Origin of the sequence: Paenibacillus sp. DCT19 (assembly GCF_003268635.1) — a bacterium.
In the GTDB taxonomy this organism is placed as follows: domain Bacteria; phylum Bacillota; class Bacilli; order Paenibacillales; family Paenibacillaceae; genus Paenibacillus.
Map to the genome: position 1 here is coordinate 1,667,606 of NZ_CP029639.1, position 21,663 is coordinate 1,689,268.

Below are 21,663 nucleotides of genomic sequence, written 5' to 3' on the forward strand. Positions count from 1 at the left end.
ATGCTACATTTGATTAGTTGATTTTGAATTTCTTCATGGCAGCCTGTAACTCGACTGCTTGTTCATGCAAGTGACGAACCGTACCAGAGTGGGAATCCATCTCGTTCAGTTGCAGATCTGCGGTAGAGGCAATCTCCTGCATGCTCTGACGGGATTTGGATGTAATCTGTGCCGTCTCTTCAACAGAGGCACTAACTTGCTCCGCCCCAGCTGATACCTGCTGCGTGGAAGCTGATACCGTCTGGATGGTCAGGTTTACGTTCTGAATTAATTCGTTCAATTGCTGGAAGGCTGAGCCTGCTTGTTGAACCACATGAGTACCTGAGCCAATCTCTTGCGTTACCCGGTTCATGGCATCAACAGAACGCTCGGCATCCTCGCGAATCGTGTTCAGATAGTCCGAGATTTCCTCGGTTGCCGTCTTGGATTGCTCCGCAAGCTTGCGAACTTCTCCCGCAACGACAGCGAATCCGCGGCCGTGTTCACCAGCGCGTGCAGCTTCGATGGATGCATTAAGCGACAGCATATTGATCTGTTTCGTAATTTCGAAAATGGAAGTTACGATGGTACCGATGGCGATAGAGCGTTCATTCATCGTTTCCACATAACGCAAGGATTCACTTGCGGTCTGACCTACACGTTCCATCTGTTCTACCGCATTCTGTGCCAAACGATTACCGTTCACTGCTTCACTAGCAGCTTCTCCAATCTGCTCTGATACTTCGGCAGAGGAAGAAGCGATATGCATGATTCCCTGGGTGATTTCCTCCATAGCTCTTGCATTCTCAGCAGCACTCGTGGCAATGCTTACACTGCCTTTCTCGGCTTCTTCGGCAGATTGACTGGAGTTTTTAACCATACTGGACATGGATTCAACCCGATTCAGCAGATCATTCGAACCTTCAACCACTTCATCTGAGGTAGAGAGAACACGACTAATCATTTCTTTGAGGTTATGAGTCATCGTTTGGAAGCTTGTAGCGAGTTGAGCAATTTCGTCTTGACCTTTAATCTGAAGCTGGGTCGTTAGATCACCCTGTGAAATTTGTTTACTATGTTGTACGAGTGAAATAATTGGACGGGTAACTCTCTTAATCATACTCGTTGAGATCAGCCATCCAAGTACAAAGGTCAGTGCAGTAATACCAAGGCACAACCAGAAAATTTGCGCAATCTTGGACTGAATGAATTGTGCATCCATGCTTACCGCCATGAGCATATTACTACCTGCTACAGGTATAAAAGCAGCCTTATGTACGCCAAAAGCGTCGGAATAAACTTCACTAATAGCTAATGCTTTCGTTTCAATTGCTGTATTCATTGCAGATTCAACTACAATTTCTTCTCCAGCCTTCATACCTGAGGCATTGTTGGCAATTACGATTTTGGCAGTTCCGTCTTGAAGAGCAACAACGTAAGCTGCATCCAAGCTATGTTCCTTTGCTTTCTCAGCCAGATAGGATTCAACCGTTAGAGCAGCACCATCGGAACCGGCTCCACCGCTTTCGACTTGCGAAATTTTGGACGAAGAGATGTTTTTGTATATATCCTGAATAGACGTGTTTAAGACCTTGTCGAATTGCGGGAGTACATAACTTTGAATAATATTCATCGATACTGCATAAAAACTGATACTAAACAACAGGGATGCGACTAGCAATACGAGGAACAGCATTCCTCTTATTTTGCCAGCGACCGTGCGATTACGAAACATAAAATCATCCTTTCACGTCATGTTCATTAACATAGTCGCTCTTCCGTACTCATCAGTCCTATCTATCAACGAAGAAAGACCTATTTTTTATATTGAGAAAACTTGGGAATAAGCGGATATACCTATATTACATAATTAACCTGAGGTTGAATACAACAAATTTCATAAATCACTCAGTTTTTTTCAGAAATGCGCAATTACATTACATACATATTACACAAAATAAATTAATGCCTACCGGAATAGTTTGTTATGTGTTATATTGTTCAATACAATATAAGTAAATAGAAAGCCGGAGGTTTCGGCAAGCACATTTAAGAGGAGGATTTACAGTAGTGGATACATTTTTAATTATTTTGAACGTCGTAGTTATGCTCATTCTTCTAGGTGTCCTTTTCTGGATGCAGAAGAAACACATCTCATTTACGAAACGTGTGTTTACAGGTTTGGGCATCGGGGTCGTTTACGGCGTTGTGCTTCAACTGCTCTATTCATCGGGTTCTGATATTATTACCAAGTCAGTCGATTGGTTTAACCTTGCCGGTTCAGGCTATGTTCGTTTGCTACAAATGGTCGTTATTCCTTTAATCATGGTGTCGATCATTTCGGCAATCATGAATCTGAAGGGGAAACAAAATCTAGGTAAGATGAGTATATCCATCATCGCCATTCTTCTTATCACAACTGCAATCGCTGCAAGTGTGAGTATCGTAACAAGCTTGAGCTTTAATCTGACTTCCATTGAGATTGAGGGAGGAGATCGGGAGCTTGCACAAGGTCAACGGATGGAGGAACGTCTCGTCGATGTGAAAGATCAGACGATTCCGCAGCAGGTATTGGAATTTATTCCATCTAACCCATTCGCAGATATGACAGGTGAACGTCGTACATCTACATTGGCAGTTGTTATTTTCTCTGCATTTATCGGTGTAGCGGTACTTGGCTTGGATCGCAAAAAACCACAGCAGGCTGAAACGTTCCGTGGAATGGTGAATGCGGTGTATGCCGTAGTTATGCGGATTGTTACGCTGGTGCTACGGTTGACGCCGTACGGTATTTTGGCGTTGATCACGAAGGTCACAGCGACAACGAATCCGGATGAGATATTGAAGCTCATTAAATTTGTTATCGCGTCCTACGTTGCGTTGTTCGTGATGTTCATTATTCATTTAATTATTATTGCTCTGTTTGGTTTCAACCCTATCACTTATGTGAAGAAGGTTCTGCCAACACTGGTATTTGCATTTACTTCCCGTTCCAGTGCAGCGGCTATCCCGCTTAATGTAGAGACACAGACGAAGAAGTTGGGTGTCTCCGATGGTATTGCGAATCTGTCGGCAAGCTTCGGGGCTACAATTGGTCAAAACGGCTGCGCCGGGATATATCCGGCCATGCTCGCGGTTATGATTGCTCCTACGGTCGGCATCGATCCGCTTAGCTGGGACTTCATTATTACCCTGATCCTTGTGGTCATGATCAGTTCATTCGGCGTAGCCGGTGTAGGTGGCGGGGCAACCTTCGCTTCCCTGATCGTGTTGTCCACGATGAATCTGCCTGTTGCTCTGGCAGGCTTGTTGATCTCCGTTGAACCACTTATCGACATGGGTCGTACGGCGCTTAACGTTAATGGTTCGATGACATCAGGTCTCGTTTCCAGTAAATTGTTGAAAGAGAATGATCAGGATACCTTCAGCAACCCGACTCCTGATCTGGATGGTGCCGCTCAGGCGTAATCTCTATTTTCAGGTTTTTATTGAATGAATCGCTGTTATAGCTCTTCAATGATAGCTCGCCTGTAGCATCTCAATTGTAGTTTACGATTAACCGTTCTTCGGATCATCCGGAGGGCGGTTTTTTGATTTGAATTTTTATGGAAGGTGCATTATGCCAGCAGGCGCACAATGGGTTCATTTTTAGCCTAGTAGCCTTCGTATAATATAGTGCTGTTCAATAGACGGGAAATATGATAGAGTAATCATGTTTTGGCTCTGTGCCAGACCGCGGTTCGTAACCATCCCGCGTAATCAAAACTAGGAAGGCAGTGTATGTATTTATGTTTAATTTAGGGTGGGGAGCGTTATTCGTTCTCGTCACTTATGGTTTCTTTTTGTTATGTTATCGCTTGTTCGGTAAAAAAGGTCTATATGCCTGGATTGGTGTCGCAACGGTTATTGCCAACATTCAGGTGACCAAAACGATAGATATTATGGGGATTGTGTTGACTCTAGGCAATACGATGTACGTAAGTCTATACCTTACCAGTGACTTGCTTAATGAGAAGTACGGTTCAGGAGAAGCGCGCAAAGCTGTATGGTTCGGTTTCTTTACGTTAATTATGACCACGGTACTCATGCAGATGGTGTTGTACTTTGACCCGGCGTCTACAGACTTTGCTCAGAAGCCGATGGAAGCTTTATTCGGGCTATTGCCACGTCTTGCACTGGGAAGCCTGTCAGCGTACTTTATTAGTCAATTCCTGGATGTGCGCCTGTACTCTTGGTTACGCAAAATCACACCTGGTCGTAATCAACTGTGGATTCGTACGAACGGAAGCTCGATTATCAGTTCATTTGTGGATACGCTAGTGTTCACTGCGATTGCGTTTGCATTCATTTATCCATGGGATGTGTGGATTGAGATTTTCCTAACGACCTATGTGATCAAATTTGTACTCACTGCAGTGGGAACACCATTCTTATATGCTGCGCGTAATTTTAAATTTAAGGATGAGTCTTAAATTCGAAGACAATCTACGTGCAGATGGTTACCAGAAGTAAATGAATGAGTGAATGAATGTTCATAGACGAAACTAAAAATGTCCCGCAGAGCCATGTCATCATGGACCTGCGGGACATTTTTGTATAGTTAGGTGGCGACACATCACAGTATGACGGCGTTTCCTATATGATGAAGTAATGAATAAGAAGTATTAGTCTGTTAGAATTTGCAGTTCTTTAGGATAAGAAGTGAGTACTTCTACACCCGTTTCTGTTACGAGTACATCATCCTCAATACGCACGCCGCCAGCTCCAGTTACATAAATGCCCGGCTCAATAGTGAATACGGTTCCTTCTTGCAAGAGATCTGTATTCTGACCATGCAATGACGGATATTCATGAACATCAATGCCTAGGCCATGACCGACGCGGTGCATGAAGCGTTCACCGTAGCCAGCGTCTTCTGTTACTTGGCGTGCAGCACGGTCAATCTCTGCACAGGTTACGCCAGGCTTGACTGCTCGAATGGCTGCTTCATTGGCTGCCAGTACCGTATTATAGATCGTGCGCAGCTCAGGAGAGATGTCTCCAAATGCAAACGTACGTGTAATATCGGAAGCATACCCACCAGCATATACGCCCATATCAAACATCAACAGATCACCATGTTGAAGCTTGCGTTCACCCGGGGTACCGTGGGGCAATCCCGTTTGTGGTCCAGTGAGCACCATCGTGTCGAAGGAAGGGCCGTCTGCGCCCAGTTTCTTCATCTGATATTCCATTTCGGCAACGAGTTCAATCTCGGTTACACCGGTACGAACGTGGGAAAGCCCTTGGCGCAGAACTTCCTCAATCAGATGAATGGCATGACGAATGCGAGCGATCTCATCTGGTGTTTTCTTCACGCGTAGGGAGCGCAGCAGAGGGCCAACATCTTCATAATGGGTACCACCCAATGCAGCGGTTAACTGCTCATAACGTGCGACGGTAACGTACTCCTTTTCCAAACCAATTCGTCCAAGACGTCCTTGGTAACGCTCGAATAGTGCGTATGGATTGTCTGTATCGGTATGTGTTGCGATGTTGGAAACGGAGGAAGCAGCAGCTGCGGCATCGGCGTCTAGCGCAGGTACAATCAGAAGAGGTTCTTCGCCACGTGCGAGCACGAGTCCGAGGAAACGTTCATGCGGATTGCTTGCGAATCCTGTTAAGTAGTAGATATGTTTAGGATCTGTGATCAGCGTGGCATCCAGTCCTTGCACAGAGAGGCTGGCTTCTAACCGGGATAAGGGTGTTTGGTTCGTCATGGGTATGTCCACCTTTCAATTATCTATATCATCTAATCTATTATAAATTAAATCTTCCTAATTCCATAGGCGTGCGTATATGAGAGTATTTATATAGAAGAAAGTAGTAAACGCGGCTACCTCTAAAATAATGAGAATTAGAATGGTTTTTCCGTTTGAGTAAATAGTGGGGCGGGTAACGGGTAATACAGGGCGAAACCTTATTGTATCTGACGTCGTAGAGTTAACGGTCAAGATTGTGGTAATATCCGTAACTCCATTAAATATGAACTCATATCCATTCATTCCAATTCGAAGGGAGAGGTATACATGAATAATCGCTTAAGCGTTCCTCTGTATGCTTCGCTATTAAGCGTGGCGTTATTAACTGCGTGTGTTTCAGGTGATGGCTCCGCAGGATCGCAGCCAATGTCTCAGGGGGCAGGCGGAGGTCAGGGACAGACAGCTAATGGCGGTACTACTAGCGTAGAGAACAATGAAAATGAAGCACAGGAGAATGCAGTTATTCCTTATGAAACTTCAGTTCTGGTGGAAGGGCTTAATGCGCCGTGGGAACTCGTTGAAGTATCCGATGGCCGTATGTTTGTAACCGAGCGTCCAGGTACAATTCGGGTCATTGAGGATGGCGAATTATTGTCTGAACCATTGATTGAATTCACAGCCCCGTTTAATGAGGAAGGCGAGGGTGGGCTACTAGGGCTTGCTGCTGACCCAGAGTTTGAGGATAACGGTTATCTGTATGCCTATCATTCGTACATTGAAGGCGATAACATTGCCAATCGTGTATTGCGTTTGAAGGTAAGTGATGGGACAGCAGTCATCGACAAGGAATTGCTCGGTGATATCCCTGGTGGTGTAAATCATAATGGTGGGCGCATCAAGATCGGCCCGGACAATATGCTCTATATCACAACAGGTGAGCGGTATGAACCAGAGCTGGCACAGGATCAGGACAACCTAGGCGGCAAAATATTACGAATTGGTCTCGACGGTTCGATCCCTGCCGATAACCCATGGAATTCTCCTGTATATAGTATGGGTCACCGTAATGCACAGGGCCTTACATGGAATCCGGACAATGGTTATCTCTATGCGACCGAGCATGGTCAGCGAAATTTAGATGAGATCAACCGAATTGAAGCGGGCGCTAATTATGGTTGGCCTGAGGTAGAGGGTGATGATCATAATAATAGCGAGTATCAGGCTCCGCTTGCACATAGTGACAATGATACCTGGGCTCCCTCGGGTGTTGCTTATATTGAGGAAGGGCCCTGGGCAGGCTCCTTAATTGCGGCTAATCTGCGTGGGGAACAACTGTTGAAGATCACGCTATCCGAGGACGGAACGCAAGTCGATCAGGTTGAACCTGTTTTTGAAGATGAATGGGGACGCATTCGGAATGTAACGACTGGAGCAGACGGACAGATCTATGTACTCACAAATAATCGGGATGGTCGTGGCTCCCGCGTGATGGCGATGATAAGCTAATTGTGCTTACCCCACTGGATCAAGCGAAGTAACCCGATATTCTAATGGCTTGATAGGGCGGCTTGCCAGGTCTCAAACTTAAGTTACTACTGCCAACACATTCAATAAACAATTTATGAAAAAAGGGTCTACTTCATAAAAATATTCTTCTTCGCTCCAAGCGCTAACGAACCTGCAACATCTTAATAGGTGAATTATTTGCATATGCAAGATTTAACGAACCTGAGTAACGCTATTCCGTCATAACACGTTCTCAAAACCTAAAAAATCGAGTGAATCGACGAAATAACGCCTCTGTGATTCATTAGATCTCAGATCCGGGGAAATGGGCGCGAATAGCGTGTTTCAGGTTCATTACATCAAAATAACGCTAAAGGGGCTGTCCCCGTCATCTTCATGACTTATGGACAGCCCCTTCATTTATTACATCTCTGTAGATATGCCATTACAGGTAAGAAGTCGCCTGTCCGTGTGACGATGTACTGTCTGTATCAACTAACTTATTCACCAAGCTCGGCGAGTTCGGCCACTCGCTCACTTGGAGCCTTGGTGTATTCACCGCCGTGATAACACAGCACAGTATCCATTTTCAAGCCGATTAAACGTTTCAGGCTGCGCAGTGCCTCGGGCATGTCCGGTGTTGCTGGAGGAGCAGGGCCTACCAACTCGCCATCAACTACACGAAGCTCGTCGGCTGCGAGTAGAAATTGCTTCTCACGGAAGTACAAGCAGATATGTCCAGGAGTATGACCCGGTGTATGAATGACCTGAACCCCTCCTTGTAAGGGTAGTATGTCCCCATCCTCCAGAATACGAGCGATGTGCAGTGAAGGAAGCCCGGAGAGCAGTTGTTCAGCTAGTTCCAATGTAGGTGGAGCTAACATCGCTCTACGTTCAGGGGTGAATTTGATCAATGGAAGTTTACCTTGAAGATAGGGTGTTTCATCCGCATGTGCCCAGATTTCGACGTCAGGTACGGCTTCGACTAGGGCACCAAGATTACCGATATGGTCGATATCCTGATGCGTGATAATAATGCGTTTAATTTCATGAAGCTTTGCACCCGCTTCTTCAAGTGCAGATTGCAGTTCGGCAAACTGTCCAATCATGCCTGTATCCACCAGTGTAATTCCATCTTCATCGCGCAACATGACGGGATGGATCGGACTGTTACCAGTGGGTGTAGGAATGTTAAGATGAAGAATGGTGATATCAATAGGTTGTAGATTCATATTCGTTACCGGAATTGTTCCGGAGCACCTCCCTAGTTAGTATGTTGCTTATATTGAGTACTGAAAATGGTATGCTGTCAGAATGACAGGGTAGGTACCAAGTTCAGCTCGTCTTTGCAGTAGTGAGTACTGGTATTTCATATTTTAAGTGTTTTCTGTATTGTTTAATGGTATTCAAGATCGATTCTAGCGTTTGTTCTGCATTACTATCCTGTCCGACGATTGAGGCGAAGGTGAAGTTGGAATGAATCAGTCTGTTTCGCGCTTTGAATAACTTGGCTAGTTCGTCATCATCATTCTCTGACCCTGGCTTCACAGCAATGTGTTGGCTTTTCAATTCTGCCTGAAGAATCTCAATATTAGATAAAGATCGGTATGCAGGAGTTTTCATGAGTTGAACCGAATTGAATGTTTTTTGAAAGGTTTGTTCATATAGGCGAAGTAACCATTGTTCAATGATGGAGCATAGTTCAATCGTCCATGAAGCATACTTCCGATCCTTGCGATCATGACTAAGTCGATGGATCTCTTCCTCATCCCATAGGTCATGTTTCTTAAGCAGGGCTCTATCATCCTTTTGCTGGAGCCGTTCATACTCCTGTTCAATCCATTTGATCTCATGCTTAGCTTCTTTTTTTAATTTTTTGAAGTCTTGTTTGGTTAGCATAAGTCATAGCCTCCTATATAGGATCAGATAGTGATACTTCTAGAGGTTGGTGCGAACCATCCTTTGTGAACACACACTTCTATTATCTCACATTGTCTTCATAGGCTCAAAAAGTCATTCGGTACGGGTTCAAATTCATACTCATTCAAGCCTTAGTTAAGAAGGGAAGTGTTATGATGTCCAACATCGTTTCCAACACTGTGTCCACTCCAGAGACTGATTCAACACCCACCAAACCAACATCCAATCCCAACGCCGATCATAAGACGAATCAGATCGCCATTGTAACGGGGGCGAACTCCGGCATGGGGCTAGCGACCACAATAGAGCTTGCACGAAAAGGTTATCATGTGATCATGGCATGTCGCAGTGAGCAGCGTGGACAACAGGCGCTTCAGGAAGCGCTTCGTCAGTCTGGTTCCACTACTATTGAACTGATGCTGTGTGATCTCGGTTCATTGGATAGCATCCGTCGCTTTGCCCATTCGTTTAATGAGCGTTATGACACACTGGATGTGTTAGTAAATAATGCCGGTGTGGTCATGGTGAAGCGTAAGGAGACCTCAGATGGTTTTGAGCAGAGTATAGGGATTAACCACCTGGGTCACTTCCTACTAACACTTCTCCTGATTCCACCGTTGCGACATGCAGAGCAGGGGCGGATTGTGAATGTATCATCCGGTGCATACAAAGCAGGCAAGATTCACTTTGAAGACCCACATTTACATAAAAGGTACAACCCGATCAAGGGCTATGCTCAGTCCAAGCTCGCCAATGTGTTATTCACTCGGGTTCTGGCTCGCAAAGTAGACGATAGCCGAATAACAGTGAACTGCCTGCACCCCGGTGCAGTTGGCACAAGTATTGGTGTCGATCGTAATACCGGATTTGGGACCCGTATTATGGCTGTTGTGGGCAAGCTTCCGTTCTTTCTTACCCCGAGGAGGGGGCAAAAACGGCAGTCTACTTGGCAACCAGCCCCGAAGTTGCAGGTGTGACTGGCAAGTACTTCTACCAGCAGAAGGAACAGAAATTGCAAGCCCACGCCACGGACGATACTGTAGCCGAACGATTCTGGACGTGGAGCGAGCAGCAAGTAAGGCTTGAGCCGAGCGAACAATTGTAATGCCCTGTCATTGAATTACATGATAATCTAGCATGCTGAATGCTTTATTTTTTGGCTTGCACAGCTTCATGGATTTGTTGAATGAGATCATCTATGCGCAGAATGCCTTGATCACCCTGACCGTACGCACGGACAGACGCTGACGAGGCATTTTTTTCATTCTCACCAAGGACGAGGGAGAAGGGCACTTTCTCCATCTGAGCCTCACGAATTTTGTACCCCAGCTTCTCGTTACGCAAGTCTGTCTCCACACGAATTCCTGCTACTCGCAGCGCTTGTTGCACTTCTAGAGCATACTCGGCGTAATGGTCTGACACAGGGAGTAGCTTCACTTGCACTGGTGCAAGCCATAGAGGGAACGCACCTGCGAAATGCTCCGTAAGAATGCCGATGAAACGGTCAATGGAACCGTAGATTGCACGGTGAATGACAACCGGACGGTGCTTCAGACGATCCTCGCCAATGTAAGTGAGATCGAACTTCTCTGGCATCTGGAAATCAAGCTGGATTGTTCCACATTGCCAGCTGCGTTTCAGTGCATCAAGGATATGGAAGTCGATTTTGGGGCCATAGAATGCGCCATCCCCTTCGTTAATACGGTAGCTGACTCCGCGCCGATCCAGCACATTTTGTAGTGCACGTTCCGCCTGATCCCATAATTCCTCTGACCCCATGGAGTCTTGCGGGCGTGTGGATAGCTCAATGCTATATTCGAATCCGAAAATATCGTACATGCGTCCAATTAACGAGATCGCACGGTTAATCTCTTCTTCGATCTGTTCGGGCAAGACATACAGATGAGCATCATCCTGACAGAATGTCCGTACACGCATCATGCCGTTTAACGCACCCGAGTACTCGTGGCGATGTACCTGACCGAATTCCATCATGCGAATAGGTAATTCGCGATAGGAATGAAGTTTGTTTTTGAAGATTAGCATATGCCCTGGGCAGTTCATCGGTTTCAGTGCAAACGTAGCATTATCCACCTCGGAGAAGTACATATTGTCTTTGTAATGCTCCCAGTGACCGGATTGCTCCCACAGCCGATTATTCATCATGAGCGGAGTGCGAACCTCCTGATATCCTTCTTGTAGCTGTAATTCACGGGAGAAATTCTCCAGCTCAGTACGGATAGTCATGCCTTTGGGGAGATAGAACGGCATGCCGGGTGCTTCCTCCGAGAACATGAATAGCTCCAGCTCTTTGCCTAGTTTCCGATGATCTCGTTTCTTCGCTTCTTCAAGCATGTGCAAGTGCTCATCCAGTTGTGCTTGGTTTGGAAAGGCAGTGCCGTATATCCGTTGAAGCATTTTATTGTCCGAGTTACCTCGCCAGTACGCGCCTGCGACATGAAGCAGCTTGAAGGCTTTGATGCGGCCAGTTGACGGAAGATGTGGACCTCGGCACAGATCGAGAAACTCACCTTGTTCATACAACGAAATCTCTGCGTCAGCGGGTAAATCATGAATCAACTCCAGCTTGTATGGATCCTGCATATCGTCAAAAATCTCAAGAGCCTGTTCGCGGTTAACGACGCGACGATTAATTTTCCAATTTTCCCGCACAATCTTGTGCATCTCCTGTTCAATAACTGCGAGATCATGAATGGAGAGGGCGTGCTCCAGATCCACATCGTAATAGAATCCATCGGCAATGACAGGGCCGATGCCAAGTTTTACGTGCTCTGCACCGTAAATTCGTTGGATTGCCTGAGCCAGAACATGCGCAGTAGTGTGACGATAACGTTGAAGACCTTCGTCGCTTTCGAGTGTAACGATAATAAGCTCGCAGTCCTCTTCAAGCTGTCGATCCAGATCGACATGTTGCCCATTCACAATACCTCCTACAGCCTGTTTACCCAGACTTATACGGATGGACGAAGCGACTTCTCCTACAGTAACGCCTGCATGGTAATTCCGTACTGCTCCACCTTGGAGACGGACTTCAATGCGCTGATTTGACTGACTTGCATCATTTGCTTTTGCTTGGCTAGATGCATTGAATTGTTCCTGATTATTCATGTGAACCACACTCCAATTTTCAAATTAGAAGCGCAAAAAACACCCGTCCCGGAAAAGGGACGAGTGCGCTTAGCTCGTGGTTCCACCCTAATTTGGTTATGAAGCCATCCTCATTCGGCCAGCCGCCGGATACAGGAAACATCATAACCCTCATTGGAATCCGTTAACGGGGATTAGGCGGTGAACTCTACTGGCCCATGTAAGCTCCGAATTCGAATAGGAACTTGTTGCTTAAAATGCGTGTTCAAAAAGGTCGGTTTTCAGTACCAAGAAGATGGGATGAAGATAGAAATGGAGTAGCGGAGCGTAGATTAAGCTACGTGAGCAACGGACATTTCGGCTGAATCCCATCTTCGATGCTGAGATGCCGCTAGGGCATCCTTCGTAATCAAAAGCGGACTTTTTGAACAACCTCTTAAAGGGGTGGTTCGAGATCACGGCTGCAGAGGGTAACGCCGTTTCGTTCGCTGAAGAAGGTTTCACCAATCCCTTCTCTCTCTGGGCAGCACGCAAGCGGAATCATGTCTCTGGTCATCGCCAAATATACGAAATGATAAGGTTGATCCGTCCATTGCGGAGGATGCCATATCAATTTTTTGGGAAACAGGTGTTACTTGAGTGTCGATTATATAGATTGAAATTTCAAAGGTCAAGTGATTTTATTTTGAGAGCCATGTAAAGTCCCATCCCAGATCAATTGAATCTGTGTGCCCTGCCCGGGTGCGGAATGTACTTCAATTCGACCCTTCATCGCCTCGATCAGACTCTTGGTCACAGCCATGCCTAGCCCAGATCCCACATCAGGAGTTCCCGTATCTGTTCCGCGATAATAACGTTCGAATAACTTCCATACCGTCTCCGCATCCATACCTCTCCCATTATCGGCAAACTGTATACTGAATTCTCCATCTCGTTGCCAAGCATGAACGCTGACGATGAGCTTGGTGTCTATAGGGTTATGCAGCAGAGCGTTGGCGGTCAGATTATCTACAATTCGTTCAAACGAAGGGATGTGAACCTGCCCATAGACAGGAGTCGGTGCCGGTTGAAACTGGATGCGACCTTGCCCATAGGCTGGATTACGTTCGGCCCGTTTAACGAGATCATGAAGTAGCGTATTCACGTCAGTTCGTTCTACCTCTGGTTGATATCCACCGCTGCGTAAGCGGTAGGTCGTGGCAAGATCATTGACCAACCGATCCATATACATGGATTTGTCCAACATGATTGCAGCAAACTCGCGTACTTCTTCTTGAGACCAGCTATATTTATCTGCTTCAAGCATGTGGGCATAGCCCTGTATAGAGGATAAAGGGGTCTTCAGATCATGTGTGATGCCTGCAATCCATTCCTCGCGAAGAGATTCCGTTTGTTTGCGAAGTTCCTCGTCTTGTTTCAGCGTGCTGGATAACATTTGCATCGAGTGCAGCACTTCGGCATATACACGATATTTCCGCTTCCATTTGCCATTACGTCGTTGACTGCGAGGTATGCCATTGAGCCCAGTAGGCTCTTCGTAATTACCCTTTTCCAGTCGTTGTAGCCATTGGAGCATGTGCAGCATCGGGGAACCGAAACGATTGGCGTACCATAAAGCAAGCAGGATTAACAACATAATTACGGACAAAACCAACACCAGCAGCGCTGGCTCCCATATAAACGTATAGGGATTTCTCTCGTCTTCCGCTGCCGACAAACCGCTAGGGACACTGATCATCCAAGTCGTTCCGGTCTGTTCATCATATAAAGTGGCTGTGAATGCTCCATACCGGCTAGGGTAGCGGGCACGCAAAACGAGATCCTGAATGTTATATTCGCTCGGCACACCTATTGTAGGTTTGTTATAGGAATCTAGCTCCTTACCAGAGGAATCCAATAGTTGAAGGTAGGCCTTGGCTTCGCGAATGGACGCTTGTTGTTCTGGCGCTACGACAAGCTTGCCGTTGGTAAAGGTGCTAGTCTGATGAACCTCGTTAAGTAAGGGTTTGGCTAGACTGCGTTCTCCATATAACAATGTAAAAACAATGCCGTGTCTTTCTCGAATGACCATGACGATCTGATAAGGAAAAGGCTTGATGCCTTGCCAATAAGCAATTAGCTCTCCTGGAGCATAGTGAGTCGGAATATCGGAAGGGGTATGAAAGGCATCGATAACCTTACCTTTATCATCAAGCATTTGCAGCCACCCCTGGTTTTGCTCCACCTGCTTCAGGAGATCAGGGGCATAGTGAACGGTGCCATCAGACGAGATTTTTGCGGTATCAATTAATTGATCTAGACCTGTGGTCGCAAAATCATCGACTAGGTTCACTTCATTCACCTTTTGCACTACCCAATATGTCGCAGCTGATCCAAGTACCACAATCAAAAGAACTGCGCCAGCGAGCATACCGATAAATCGGGTCATCAACCTGCGCCGAATGCTCATAATTGTGGAACCTGCTCAGGCTTAATGAGCTTGTATCCGAGACCTCGTACGTTGACTAGAAATTCTGGCGTGGAAGGGTCTGCCTCAATTCGTTCACGAATGCGATGGATGTGAACCATAACGGTATTGTCGTCACTAATGGCTTCCGATCCCCAGACCCGTTCATATAATTCAGACTTGGTGAAAATACGATTGGGATGCTTACAGAAAAAGAGCAGCAACTGATATACAAGTGCCGGGCAGGTAACGTTCACTCCCTCGACTCGTAGCTCTCCGGCATGTTCCAACACCTGGAATCGTCCAAAATCATAGATATTTTCTTGGAGACTCGAATGTGGCGTAATTACGTCATTTTTTGTGTTTGAGCTGCTTGAATCATTCCCTATCTTAGAAGGCAAGTAACGCTTGAGTAGTGACTTGATTCGGGCGACGACTTCGAGTGGATTAAAGGGTTTGACGACATAATCGTCACCGCCCACAGCGAATCCAGTTAACTTGTCATAATCTGTTGTTTTGGCGGTGAGGAACAGAATGGGTGCATCGGTTACCTCTCGCAGGAATGGGCAGATTTCGAGTCCACTTTTCCCCGGAAGCATGACATCCAGCACGATGCAATGATAGGTTTTGCTTTTGCAGGCTTCGAGTGCTGCTTCACCTGTTGTAACGGTATCGATATCAATAAACTGCTCTTTCAGCAGAACGGTGCGAAGCATATGTAATATGGCTTGTTCATCATCTACAAGGAGTAATGAGACGTGATTCATGCTTGTAAGTGACCTCCTTAGGCTTCTGTCTGGCTCAGTTCATCATATCACTAAGATCGGTGATCTGGAGCATGCGCTATCTTAACAGAATCTTAATTATGAGTTCCGTGGAAGTCAAAGAGTTATGTTAGGTGTAAGCATATGTTAGACGCAGGATAAGATTCATTCTGTAGAGTTAACTGCAAGAGATGACGATTTTAATAAGGGGTGTGGAACAATGAACAATATACATGAAGAACTTGAGCGTACGAGGCAACGGCAAGATAAAGCAACCACAGATTCGAAATCCAAAAATGCTGCACAAGTGAGATCTCAGTCCAAGAAGACCTGGAAGTTATTTGCAATGTCACTGGCAGCCTGTATGATTCTCTCTGCTTGTAGCAGTAATGTTTCATCTGATCAGGCAGGGGAACAGTCCGCAGAGCAGACATCCGGTTCTACTCCAGTAGTTGAAAATAAAGAGAATGATAAGCTAGAGGGTGCTGAAAAACAATCCGGAACAGAGGTGCAAGCTGTGATTACACCAGATAACTTCTTGGATACATTGTTGAATGGTTCGAAAGATGATATCTATAGTCAGATGAGCCCTGCACTGAAGGAAGCGGTATCGCTGGAGGAGTTCAAATCATCTGCCGACAGTTTTTTGCAGGGGGTAACTACGCTTGACCAAGTGGTAGATGTGCAAATGAATAATTTAACTGAGCGTGTCTGGAAGGATGCAACTGGAACGAAAGCTATTCGTGCTTATTTCTCAGAAACACAAATTGAAGGTTTATCCATTCATACTTTGGAAGCTCATGAGGATACAGATAACAAGTTTACCCAAACGGAGTTCCAGTTCCCGATGAAGGGCGACTGGTTTGTATTTTGGGGAGGCAATGATGTTCTGTCCAACTACCATTATGAGCATGAGACTCAGCGCTATGCACTTGATATCGTTCGAACGAAGGGCAATTTCAGTTATCAAGATGATTCGACCAAAAATGAAAATTATTATGCTTTTGGTGAGCCGCTCTACGCTGCCGCGGATGGAACAGTCGTAGAGATTAAGAATAATATCCCGGACAACACACCAGGTGTGATGAATGCTGAAGAACCGGCCGGTAATTTCGTAGTTATTGACCATGGTAATGACGAGTACAGCATTACGGCGCATTTGAAGGAAGGCAGCCTAGCGGTTAAGAAAGGGGATAAAGTGAAGCAAGGAGACCTCATTGGATATTTGGGAAATTCAGGTAATTCCAGTGAAGCGCATTTGCATTTCCAAGTATCCGATGGGGCTGATTTGTTCACCTCACGCTCGATCAACATTCGCTGGGCAGATCAGAGTCAGCAGTTAACACGTGGTAACACCATTCAAGCGAGGTAGCTTCTGCTTAATCCCATAATGGCTTAGAGCATTTCTCGATCAAAGGCGATAGGAAGGAGGCAATCCTTGATCTATCGCCTGTTTTCTTCTATGTGCAACTATACAAATATTATGGGTGACGATTGCGTCTATATCCCGTTATAATATCGTCATAAAGTCGGATTGGACTGGATGATGGAGGCGTTATGATGATGTTAGATCGTGTGCAGATTGAGTATGCCCGCATTGAGGATTTGCCAAGAATTGTAGAGATTTATAACTCGACGATTGAGAGTCGTATGGTGACAGCGGATTTGGAGCCGGTAACGGTTGAACAGCGCATTCCGTGGTTTGAGGAACATTCATCCGATCATCGTCCACTATGGGTGATGAGGCAAGAAGGACAGGTTGTAGCCTGGGCAAGTTTGAGCTCTTTTTATGGACGGCCTGCCTATAATGGGACTGTGGAAGTGAGTGTATACGTGGATCAAAATTGCCGGGGAATTGGCGCAGGCAGCCGACTGCTTAATACCATCTTTGCTGCGTGCCCGCCACTCGGAATTACCACTATTTTAGGTTTTGTCTTTGGACATAACGAACCTAGCATCGGTTTACTACGTAAGCATGGTTTTGAGCAATGGGGGTATTACCCGGAAGTAGCTGTATTAGATGGGGTGAACCGAGATCTAGCGATTTTAGGTAAGAAAATATAGATAGCTCATCATGGTGCATCATGGAAAAGTTATATCGTTGAACGGGATATCGAATGAATTGCGGCCGAAGGGAGGCAGTTTCGTTATGTTACTAGATGATATTGAAATTGTAGTGAAACCTGAGCTCAAGCTGGTGGGGTACCAGGCGCAGGCAAGTCTGAACGAGGACATTCAGGGGAATATTGTGGGAGGATTACGCACGAAGTTGAAGCTGAATGCTCCGCAGATCTCAAACCATACGTATGCCGGGATGTACCTTATCCAGATCTATCCGGACGTGGAGTGGACGCCAGATGTGGTGTTCACTCATATTGTTGCGATAGAAGCCCAGGAATCTCAACAGATCTCTGATGAGATGATTACGCACACTGTGCCAGCAGGGCGCTTTATACGATTTATACACGCAGGGTCAGAAGCTGAGATTGATGATACGTATCAGGCTGTCAATGATTGGCTTGCCGATAACGGGTATGATGAGCCTCGTGTGTTTGATATGGAACACTGGACAGAAGCCATGCTGTCTGGGGACACAGATACTCAGATCCACATTTATGTTCCTATTTAGAGGTTGTGGGAAACTATATGACATGAAAACTCCGATACGCCCAAATAGCGTGTCGGAGTTTTTTTGTTAAGAAGGGCTCGTATGATGAGAACTTGTGTAGAAGAGGGATGCCGTACTTATATTTGACCTAGAATATGGCTGTTAGAGGTTGTTCAAAAAGTCCGCTTTTGATTACGAAGGATGCGCGAGCCGCATCTTAGCATCGAATATGGGATTCAGCCGAAATAAGTGGAGGCTTACGAAGTTTGTTTCCTTCGGAAACAATGTAGTTGCTCACGTAGCTTAATCTACGCTCCGCTACTCCATTTCTAGCTTCATCCCATCTTCTGGGTACTGAAAACCAACCTTTTTTAACACGCACTGTTAGAGGTATTTAATGATACAAAAAAAGCTCGTTGTCATCCAACGGGCTTCTCTCAATAATTACCATCACCAAAAAAGGATTGACGGTTAGACTATGGCATTCTATAATCGGTAGCAAGTAACTTGATATGTAAGGAGTCCTGACATGATATGTTAGTAATTGACGAGGTGTATCACCATACAGCATTGCAAATATCATCGTCCGATTTATTGTACCTTATGGAGCAGCTTAAGGTCAAAAAAGAAAATGAAATAGATACTCTCAAACATAAAATTGAACAATTCGAGCAAAAGAAACGTGCGGAAGAAGTGGCATACCAGTCATTATCCCCGGTGCGTAAATGGTTCGCAGGACGTCCAGCTTCGCATCATCAGGCCGTAGAATATATGGTTCAGGTGAAGGAACGTTTTCGTAAAATGGAACAAATTAGAAGGCGCATCCGAGATCTGGATCGCATGATAGAACGAATTCAACATCCTGACAGCATTGAGCGAGATGAGATCGAGCTTCCGCCCGATACCATCCGCGAGATTAGGCAGCTACGTGAAACGGAGGATGTACAAGCATGACGCTGGAGAGTTTAAGCACGGGAATTGATACGGTCTGGGTCGTACTGAGCGCGGCCATGATCTTGTTGATGGAGGGCGGCTTCGCCCTGTTAGAGGCTGGTTTTGTACGTTACAAAAATAGTGTGAACATTATTATGAAAGTATTTGCTGACATTACGATTGGTACATTGTTGTTCTATGCGATTGGTTTTGGTTTGATGTACGGTTCAGATGTTGGTGGATTGGCTGGTGTTACCGGCTTCTTCTTAAATGGGGATCTATCTCATATCGACGTACCGGTCTCATTAGAGACGTTCTGGCTATTCCAGGCCGCATTCACAATCGCTGTCATTTCAATTGTATCTGGTGCTGTAGCTGAACGGATTAACTTCCGTGCCTACCTGCTCTATATCATCCTGATGACTGCGATTATTTATCCGATTGGTGGCCACTGGGCTTGGGGCGGTGGCTGGCTCAGCCAACTGGGTATGCAGGATTTTGCGGGATCTGCAGTTATTCATGCCTTGGGTGGATTCTCTGCCTTGGCCGCTGCAATTATCATTGGCCCACGTAAAGGGAAGTACACACCACTTGGTGTGAGTGCAATTGCGCTACCAAGTAACTTGCCGTTAGCCTCGGTAGGAGCTTTTCTGCTGTGGTTTGGTTGGTTTGGTTTCAATGCGGGAAGTACACTGAGTGCAACAGATGTAAGGATCGGGCACATTGCTATTGTGACCATGTTATCGGCCGCTTCTGGCGGAGCAGCAACTTTGCTGTATACGTTATTCCGTTTCAATCGTTCAGACGCGCCTTCGGTCATTAATGGATCGCTTGCCGGGCTCGTCGGCATTACGGCAGGTTGTGCTTTTGTAGGCGATATGGCTGCGATCTTTATTGGAGCGGTGTCCGGTCTGCTCATGATGGCTGCAACGAACTGGCTTGATCGCCGGCAGATTGATGATCCTGTAGGTGCTTTCCCTGTGCATGCTGTATCCGGCATGTGGGGCACGATTGCGGTAGGGCTATTTGCAACTGATGGAGGTTTGTTCACCGGTGGAGGCTGGAGACTACTTGGTGTTCAAACACTCGGCCTGGTTGCTCTCGTTGTCTGGGGGTTTGTCATGACCTGGTTCGGACTGAAACTTATTGGCAAGATTGTACCTGTTCGTTCGACAGAAGAAGAGGAGGATCTGGGTCTGGACATCAGTTACCACGGGGTGATGGCAGCTCATCAATCTCATGAATTTCTGGATGGAGAAGAGCACATGCGTGCTTTTCGAGATAATAATAGAGACTAACGGCTATGCCGCTGGTCTTTTTTTATAACTTCTATGTTTCAGTTCTATTGATTTTTACAATTAGGCAGGGAAAGATGTCGTGGCGGAAGAATATACAGGTGTGAACCTGAATATGTCTCACCATAGATGTATTGTAATGTCTGAAGGGGAGGATCTTGATGATTAAGCCTGAACAATGTGAACGCTTGACAAACAAAGCTCGCAAAACACTAGAAGAGTATGGATTGGGTGAAGTTTCCGACATGCTCCTAGCATCTGGCCGCTGGGGCATTCGCCTCGATGTGTCCACGATTGATGAGTATCGTAGAACGGGCAATTCGCGAGTTGGTGGGAATCCTGATCTGCCTGAGAAACTGGAATGGCCTGTGACGCAGGAAGGTGTACCGATGACTTTTTTGGCACAGTTGAACCTTGTGGATCTGTCGCCTTATACACCAAATGATGGGCGTGGAAGTTTGCCGGAGCGAGGGATGCTGTACTTCTTCGTTGGTGTGGATGAACCCGCTTATAATATTGAACATCGTGTGATATTTGAGCCAGATGCTCGTCACTTGGTAAAACGTGAACCGGAAGGCAGCACAGCTCTAGATGAAGCTGATTTTGTAGGTCATGCCGTAACTGTACTGCCGAACCTTGAGTTTCCTACATATGCATATGTTGACTCTAATGCGCTGAGTGCAGCGGTTGTTACACAACCTGCAGACCAGCAAGAAGGTGAAGCGAATATTGACCTGTATGACCGATATCTGGACTTTGAATCGCATTGGAATCATCCGAGTTCGAAGAACTGGGGCGGTATGTTCGGTTATCCAGATGGTCAGCATCCGGATGCCGAACATCAAGCGCTGCTCCAGATTGCGACTGGTGAAGAGTATGGTTATGACGAAAAGGCATGTGAGGATAAGCTAACCGCACATTACGGTGGTGATCATAGCCGAGCTCTGCAAGAACTTGAGGATACACTGCTACTGTTGAAGATTGATACACATGACGAAATTGGTTTCCAGTGGTGGGATTGCGGAGAATTGCAATTTTTCATTCGCAAGTCTGATCTGTTGGCAGGTCGTTTCGATCAAACGTATTGCTCTTTATATTCTAGCTGAGGCAGAATCGTATTTATTCTTAATTAATAAGCGTGCAATTCAAATAGGAAATTCTCTGAAAGAAACGAAATATAATTGTGTGTTCAAAAGGTCGGTATTTTCAATACTGAATTAAAAGCGGACTTTTTAAACAACCTTTATAAGCAACAAAATGTCCCGAAACCCGTCTATTAGAGGGTAGAGGGGCTTTTTTTTATTTGTGATTGTTAGATTTCCTCTAACAGTGGTTTATATATGAAGGAGGAATATGTTGGTTG

The 21,663-nt window shown here is 45.9% G+C and carries 16 protein-coding genes and 1 pseudogene; 10 read left to right on the forward strand and 7 right to left on the reverse strand.

What is annotated here, in order from left to right; genetic code table 11:
* Positions 1 to 13: 13 nt before the first annotated feature.
* A complete protein-coding gene (locus DMB88_RS07345) occupies positions 14 to 1,714 on the reverse strand; it encodes a methyl-accepting chemotaxis protein (RefSeq protein ID WP_128100818.1) in 1,701 nt (566 codons plus the stop codon).
* 335 nt (positions 1,715 to 2,049) lie between these two features.
* Here DMB88_RS07345 and DMB88_RS07350 point away from each other — a divergent pair, with 335 nt between their 5' ends.
* On the forward strand, positions 2,050 to 3,447 hold the full coding sequence (locus DMB88_RS07350; protein ID WP_128100819.1) for an L-cystine transporter: 1,398 nt from the start codon (positions 2,050 to 2,052) through the stop codon (positions 3,445 to 3,447).
* A gap of 320 nt (positions 3,448 to 3,767) precedes the next feature.
* Positions 3,768 to 4,451, forward strand: coding sequence for a queuosine precursor transporter (locus DMB88_RS07355; protein ID WP_128100820.1), 684 nt, complete (start codon positions 3,768 to 3,770; stop codon positions 4,449 to 4,451).
* Positions 4,452 to 4,643: 192 nt separating this feature from the next.
* Here DMB88_RS07355 and DMB88_RS07360 read toward each other — a convergent pair whose 3' ends face one another.
* Positions 4,644 to 5,738 carry a M24 family metallopeptidase gene (locus DMB88_RS07360; RefSeq protein ID WP_128100821.1) on the reverse strand — a complete coding sequence of 365 codons (1,095 nt, stop codon included), beginning with the start codon at positions 5,736 to 5,738 and terminating at the stop codon, positions 4,644 to 4,646.
* 309 nt (positions 5,739 to 6,047) lie between these two features.
* Here DMB88_RS07360 and DMB88_RS07365 point away from each other — a divergent pair, with 309 nt between their 5' ends.
* A complete protein-coding gene (locus tag DMB88_RS07365; RefSeq protein ID WP_254438488.1) occupies positions 6,048 to 7,226 on the forward strand; it encodes a PQQ-dependent sugar dehydrogenase in 1,179 nt (392 codons plus the stop codon).
* Positions 7,227 to 7,726: 500 nt separating this feature from the next.
* Here the strand turns inward: DMB88_RS07365 and DMB88_RS07370 are convergent, their stop codons facing one another.
* Both DMB88_RS07370 and DMB88_RS07375 read right to left on the reverse strand, forming a co-directional pair.
* On the reverse strand, positions 7,727 to 8,458 hold the full coding sequence (locus tag DMB88_RS07370; RefSeq protein WP_128100822.1) for an MBL fold metallo-hydrolase: 732 nt from the start codon (positions 8,456 to 8,458) through the stop codon (positions 7,727 to 7,729).
* A gap of 103 nt (positions 8,459 to 8,561) precedes the next feature.
* On the reverse strand, positions 8,562 to 9,125 hold the full coding sequence (locus DMB88_RS07375) for a hypothetical protein (protein ID WP_128100823.1): 564 nt from the start codon (positions 9,123 to 9,125) through the stop codon (positions 8,562 to 8,564).
* A 305-nt stretch (positions 9,126 to 9,430) separates the two neighbouring features.
* Between DMB88_RS07375 and DMB88_RS07380 the strand changes: the two are divergent.
* Positions 9,431 to 10,251, forward strand: a pseudogene (locus DMB88_RS07380) (SDR family oxidoreductase).
* A 44-nt stretch (positions 10,252 to 10,295) separates the two neighbouring features.
* On the opposite strand, the gene thrS reads toward DMB88_RS07380, so the two are convergent.
* From thrS to DMB88_RS07395, 3 genes are all read right to left on the reverse strand, one after another.
* Positions 10,296 to 12,275, reverse strand: a complete 1,980-nt coding sequence (thrS, locus tag DMB88_RS07385) for a threonine--tRNA ligase (RefSeq protein WP_128100824.1) — start codon at positions 12,273 to 12,275, stop codon at positions 10,296 to 10,298.
* A 649-nt stretch (positions 12,276 to 12,924) separates the two neighbouring features.
* On the reverse strand, positions 12,925 to 14,703 hold the full coding sequence (locus DMB88_RS07390) for a sensor histidine kinase (protein WP_128100825.1): 1,779 nt from the start codon (positions 14,701 to 14,703) through the stop codon (positions 12,925 to 12,927).
* Positions 14,700 to 15,467 (reverse strand): response regulator transcription factor, encoded by a 768-nt coding sequence (locus DMB88_RS07395; RefSeq protein WP_128100826.1) that lies wholly within the window; start codon positions 15,465 to 15,467, stop codon positions 14,700 to 14,702. Before DMB88_RS07395 ends, DMB88_RS07390 begins: the two co-directional genes overlap by 4 nt.
* 217 nt (positions 15,468 to 15,684) lie before the next feature.
* Here DMB88_RS07395 and DMB88_RS07400 point away from each other — a divergent pair, with 217 nt between their 5' ends.
* The 6 genes from DMB88_RS07400 to DMB88_RS07425 all read left to right on the forward strand — a co-directional run bounded on the left by DMB88_RS07400 (position 15,685) and on the right by DMB88_RS07425 (position 21,406).
* Positions 15,685 to 16,836: a M23 family metallopeptidase gene (locus DMB88_RS07400; RefSeq protein WP_128100827.1), complete on the forward strand. Its 1,152-nt coding sequence runs from the start codon at positions 15,685 to 15,687 to the stop codon at positions 16,834 to 16,836.
* A gap of 188 nt (positions 16,837 to 17,024) precedes the next feature.
* Positions 17,025 to 17,528: a GNAT family N-acetyltransferase gene (locus DMB88_RS07405; protein ID WP_128104355.1), complete on the forward strand. Its 504-nt coding sequence runs from the start codon at positions 17,025 to 17,027 to the stop codon at positions 17,526 to 17,528.
* A gap of 85 nt (positions 17,529 to 17,613) precedes the next feature.
* Positions 17,614 to 18,093, forward strand: a complete 480-nt coding sequence (locus tag DMB88_RS07410; protein WP_164848638.1) for a GyrI-like domain-containing protein — start codon at positions 17,614 to 17,616, stop codon at positions 18,091 to 18,093.
* 513 nt (positions 18,094 to 18,606) lie between these two features.
* On the forward strand, positions 18,607 to 19,026 hold the full coding sequence (locus tag DMB88_RS07415) for a hypothetical protein (RefSeq protein ID WP_128100829.1): 420 nt from the start codon (positions 18,607 to 18,609) through the stop codon (positions 19,024 to 19,026).
* The gene (locus DMB88_RS07420) at positions 19,023 to 20,303 is read left to right on the forward strand and encodes an ammonium transporter (protein WP_128100830.1); all 1,281 of its coding nucleotides are present in this window, start codon (positions 19,023 to 19,025) and stop codon (positions 20,301 to 20,303) included. The genes DMB88_RS07415 and DMB88_RS07420 overlap by 4 nt, the downstream gene beginning before the upstream one ends.
* A gap of 158 nt (positions 20,304 to 20,461) precedes the next feature.
* Positions 20,462 to 21,406, forward strand: a complete 945-nt coding sequence (locus DMB88_RS07425; RefSeq protein WP_128100831.1) for a YwqG family protein — start codon at positions 20,462 to 20,464, stop codon at positions 21,404 to 21,406.
* Positions 21,407 to 21,663: the final 257 nt, after the last annotated feature.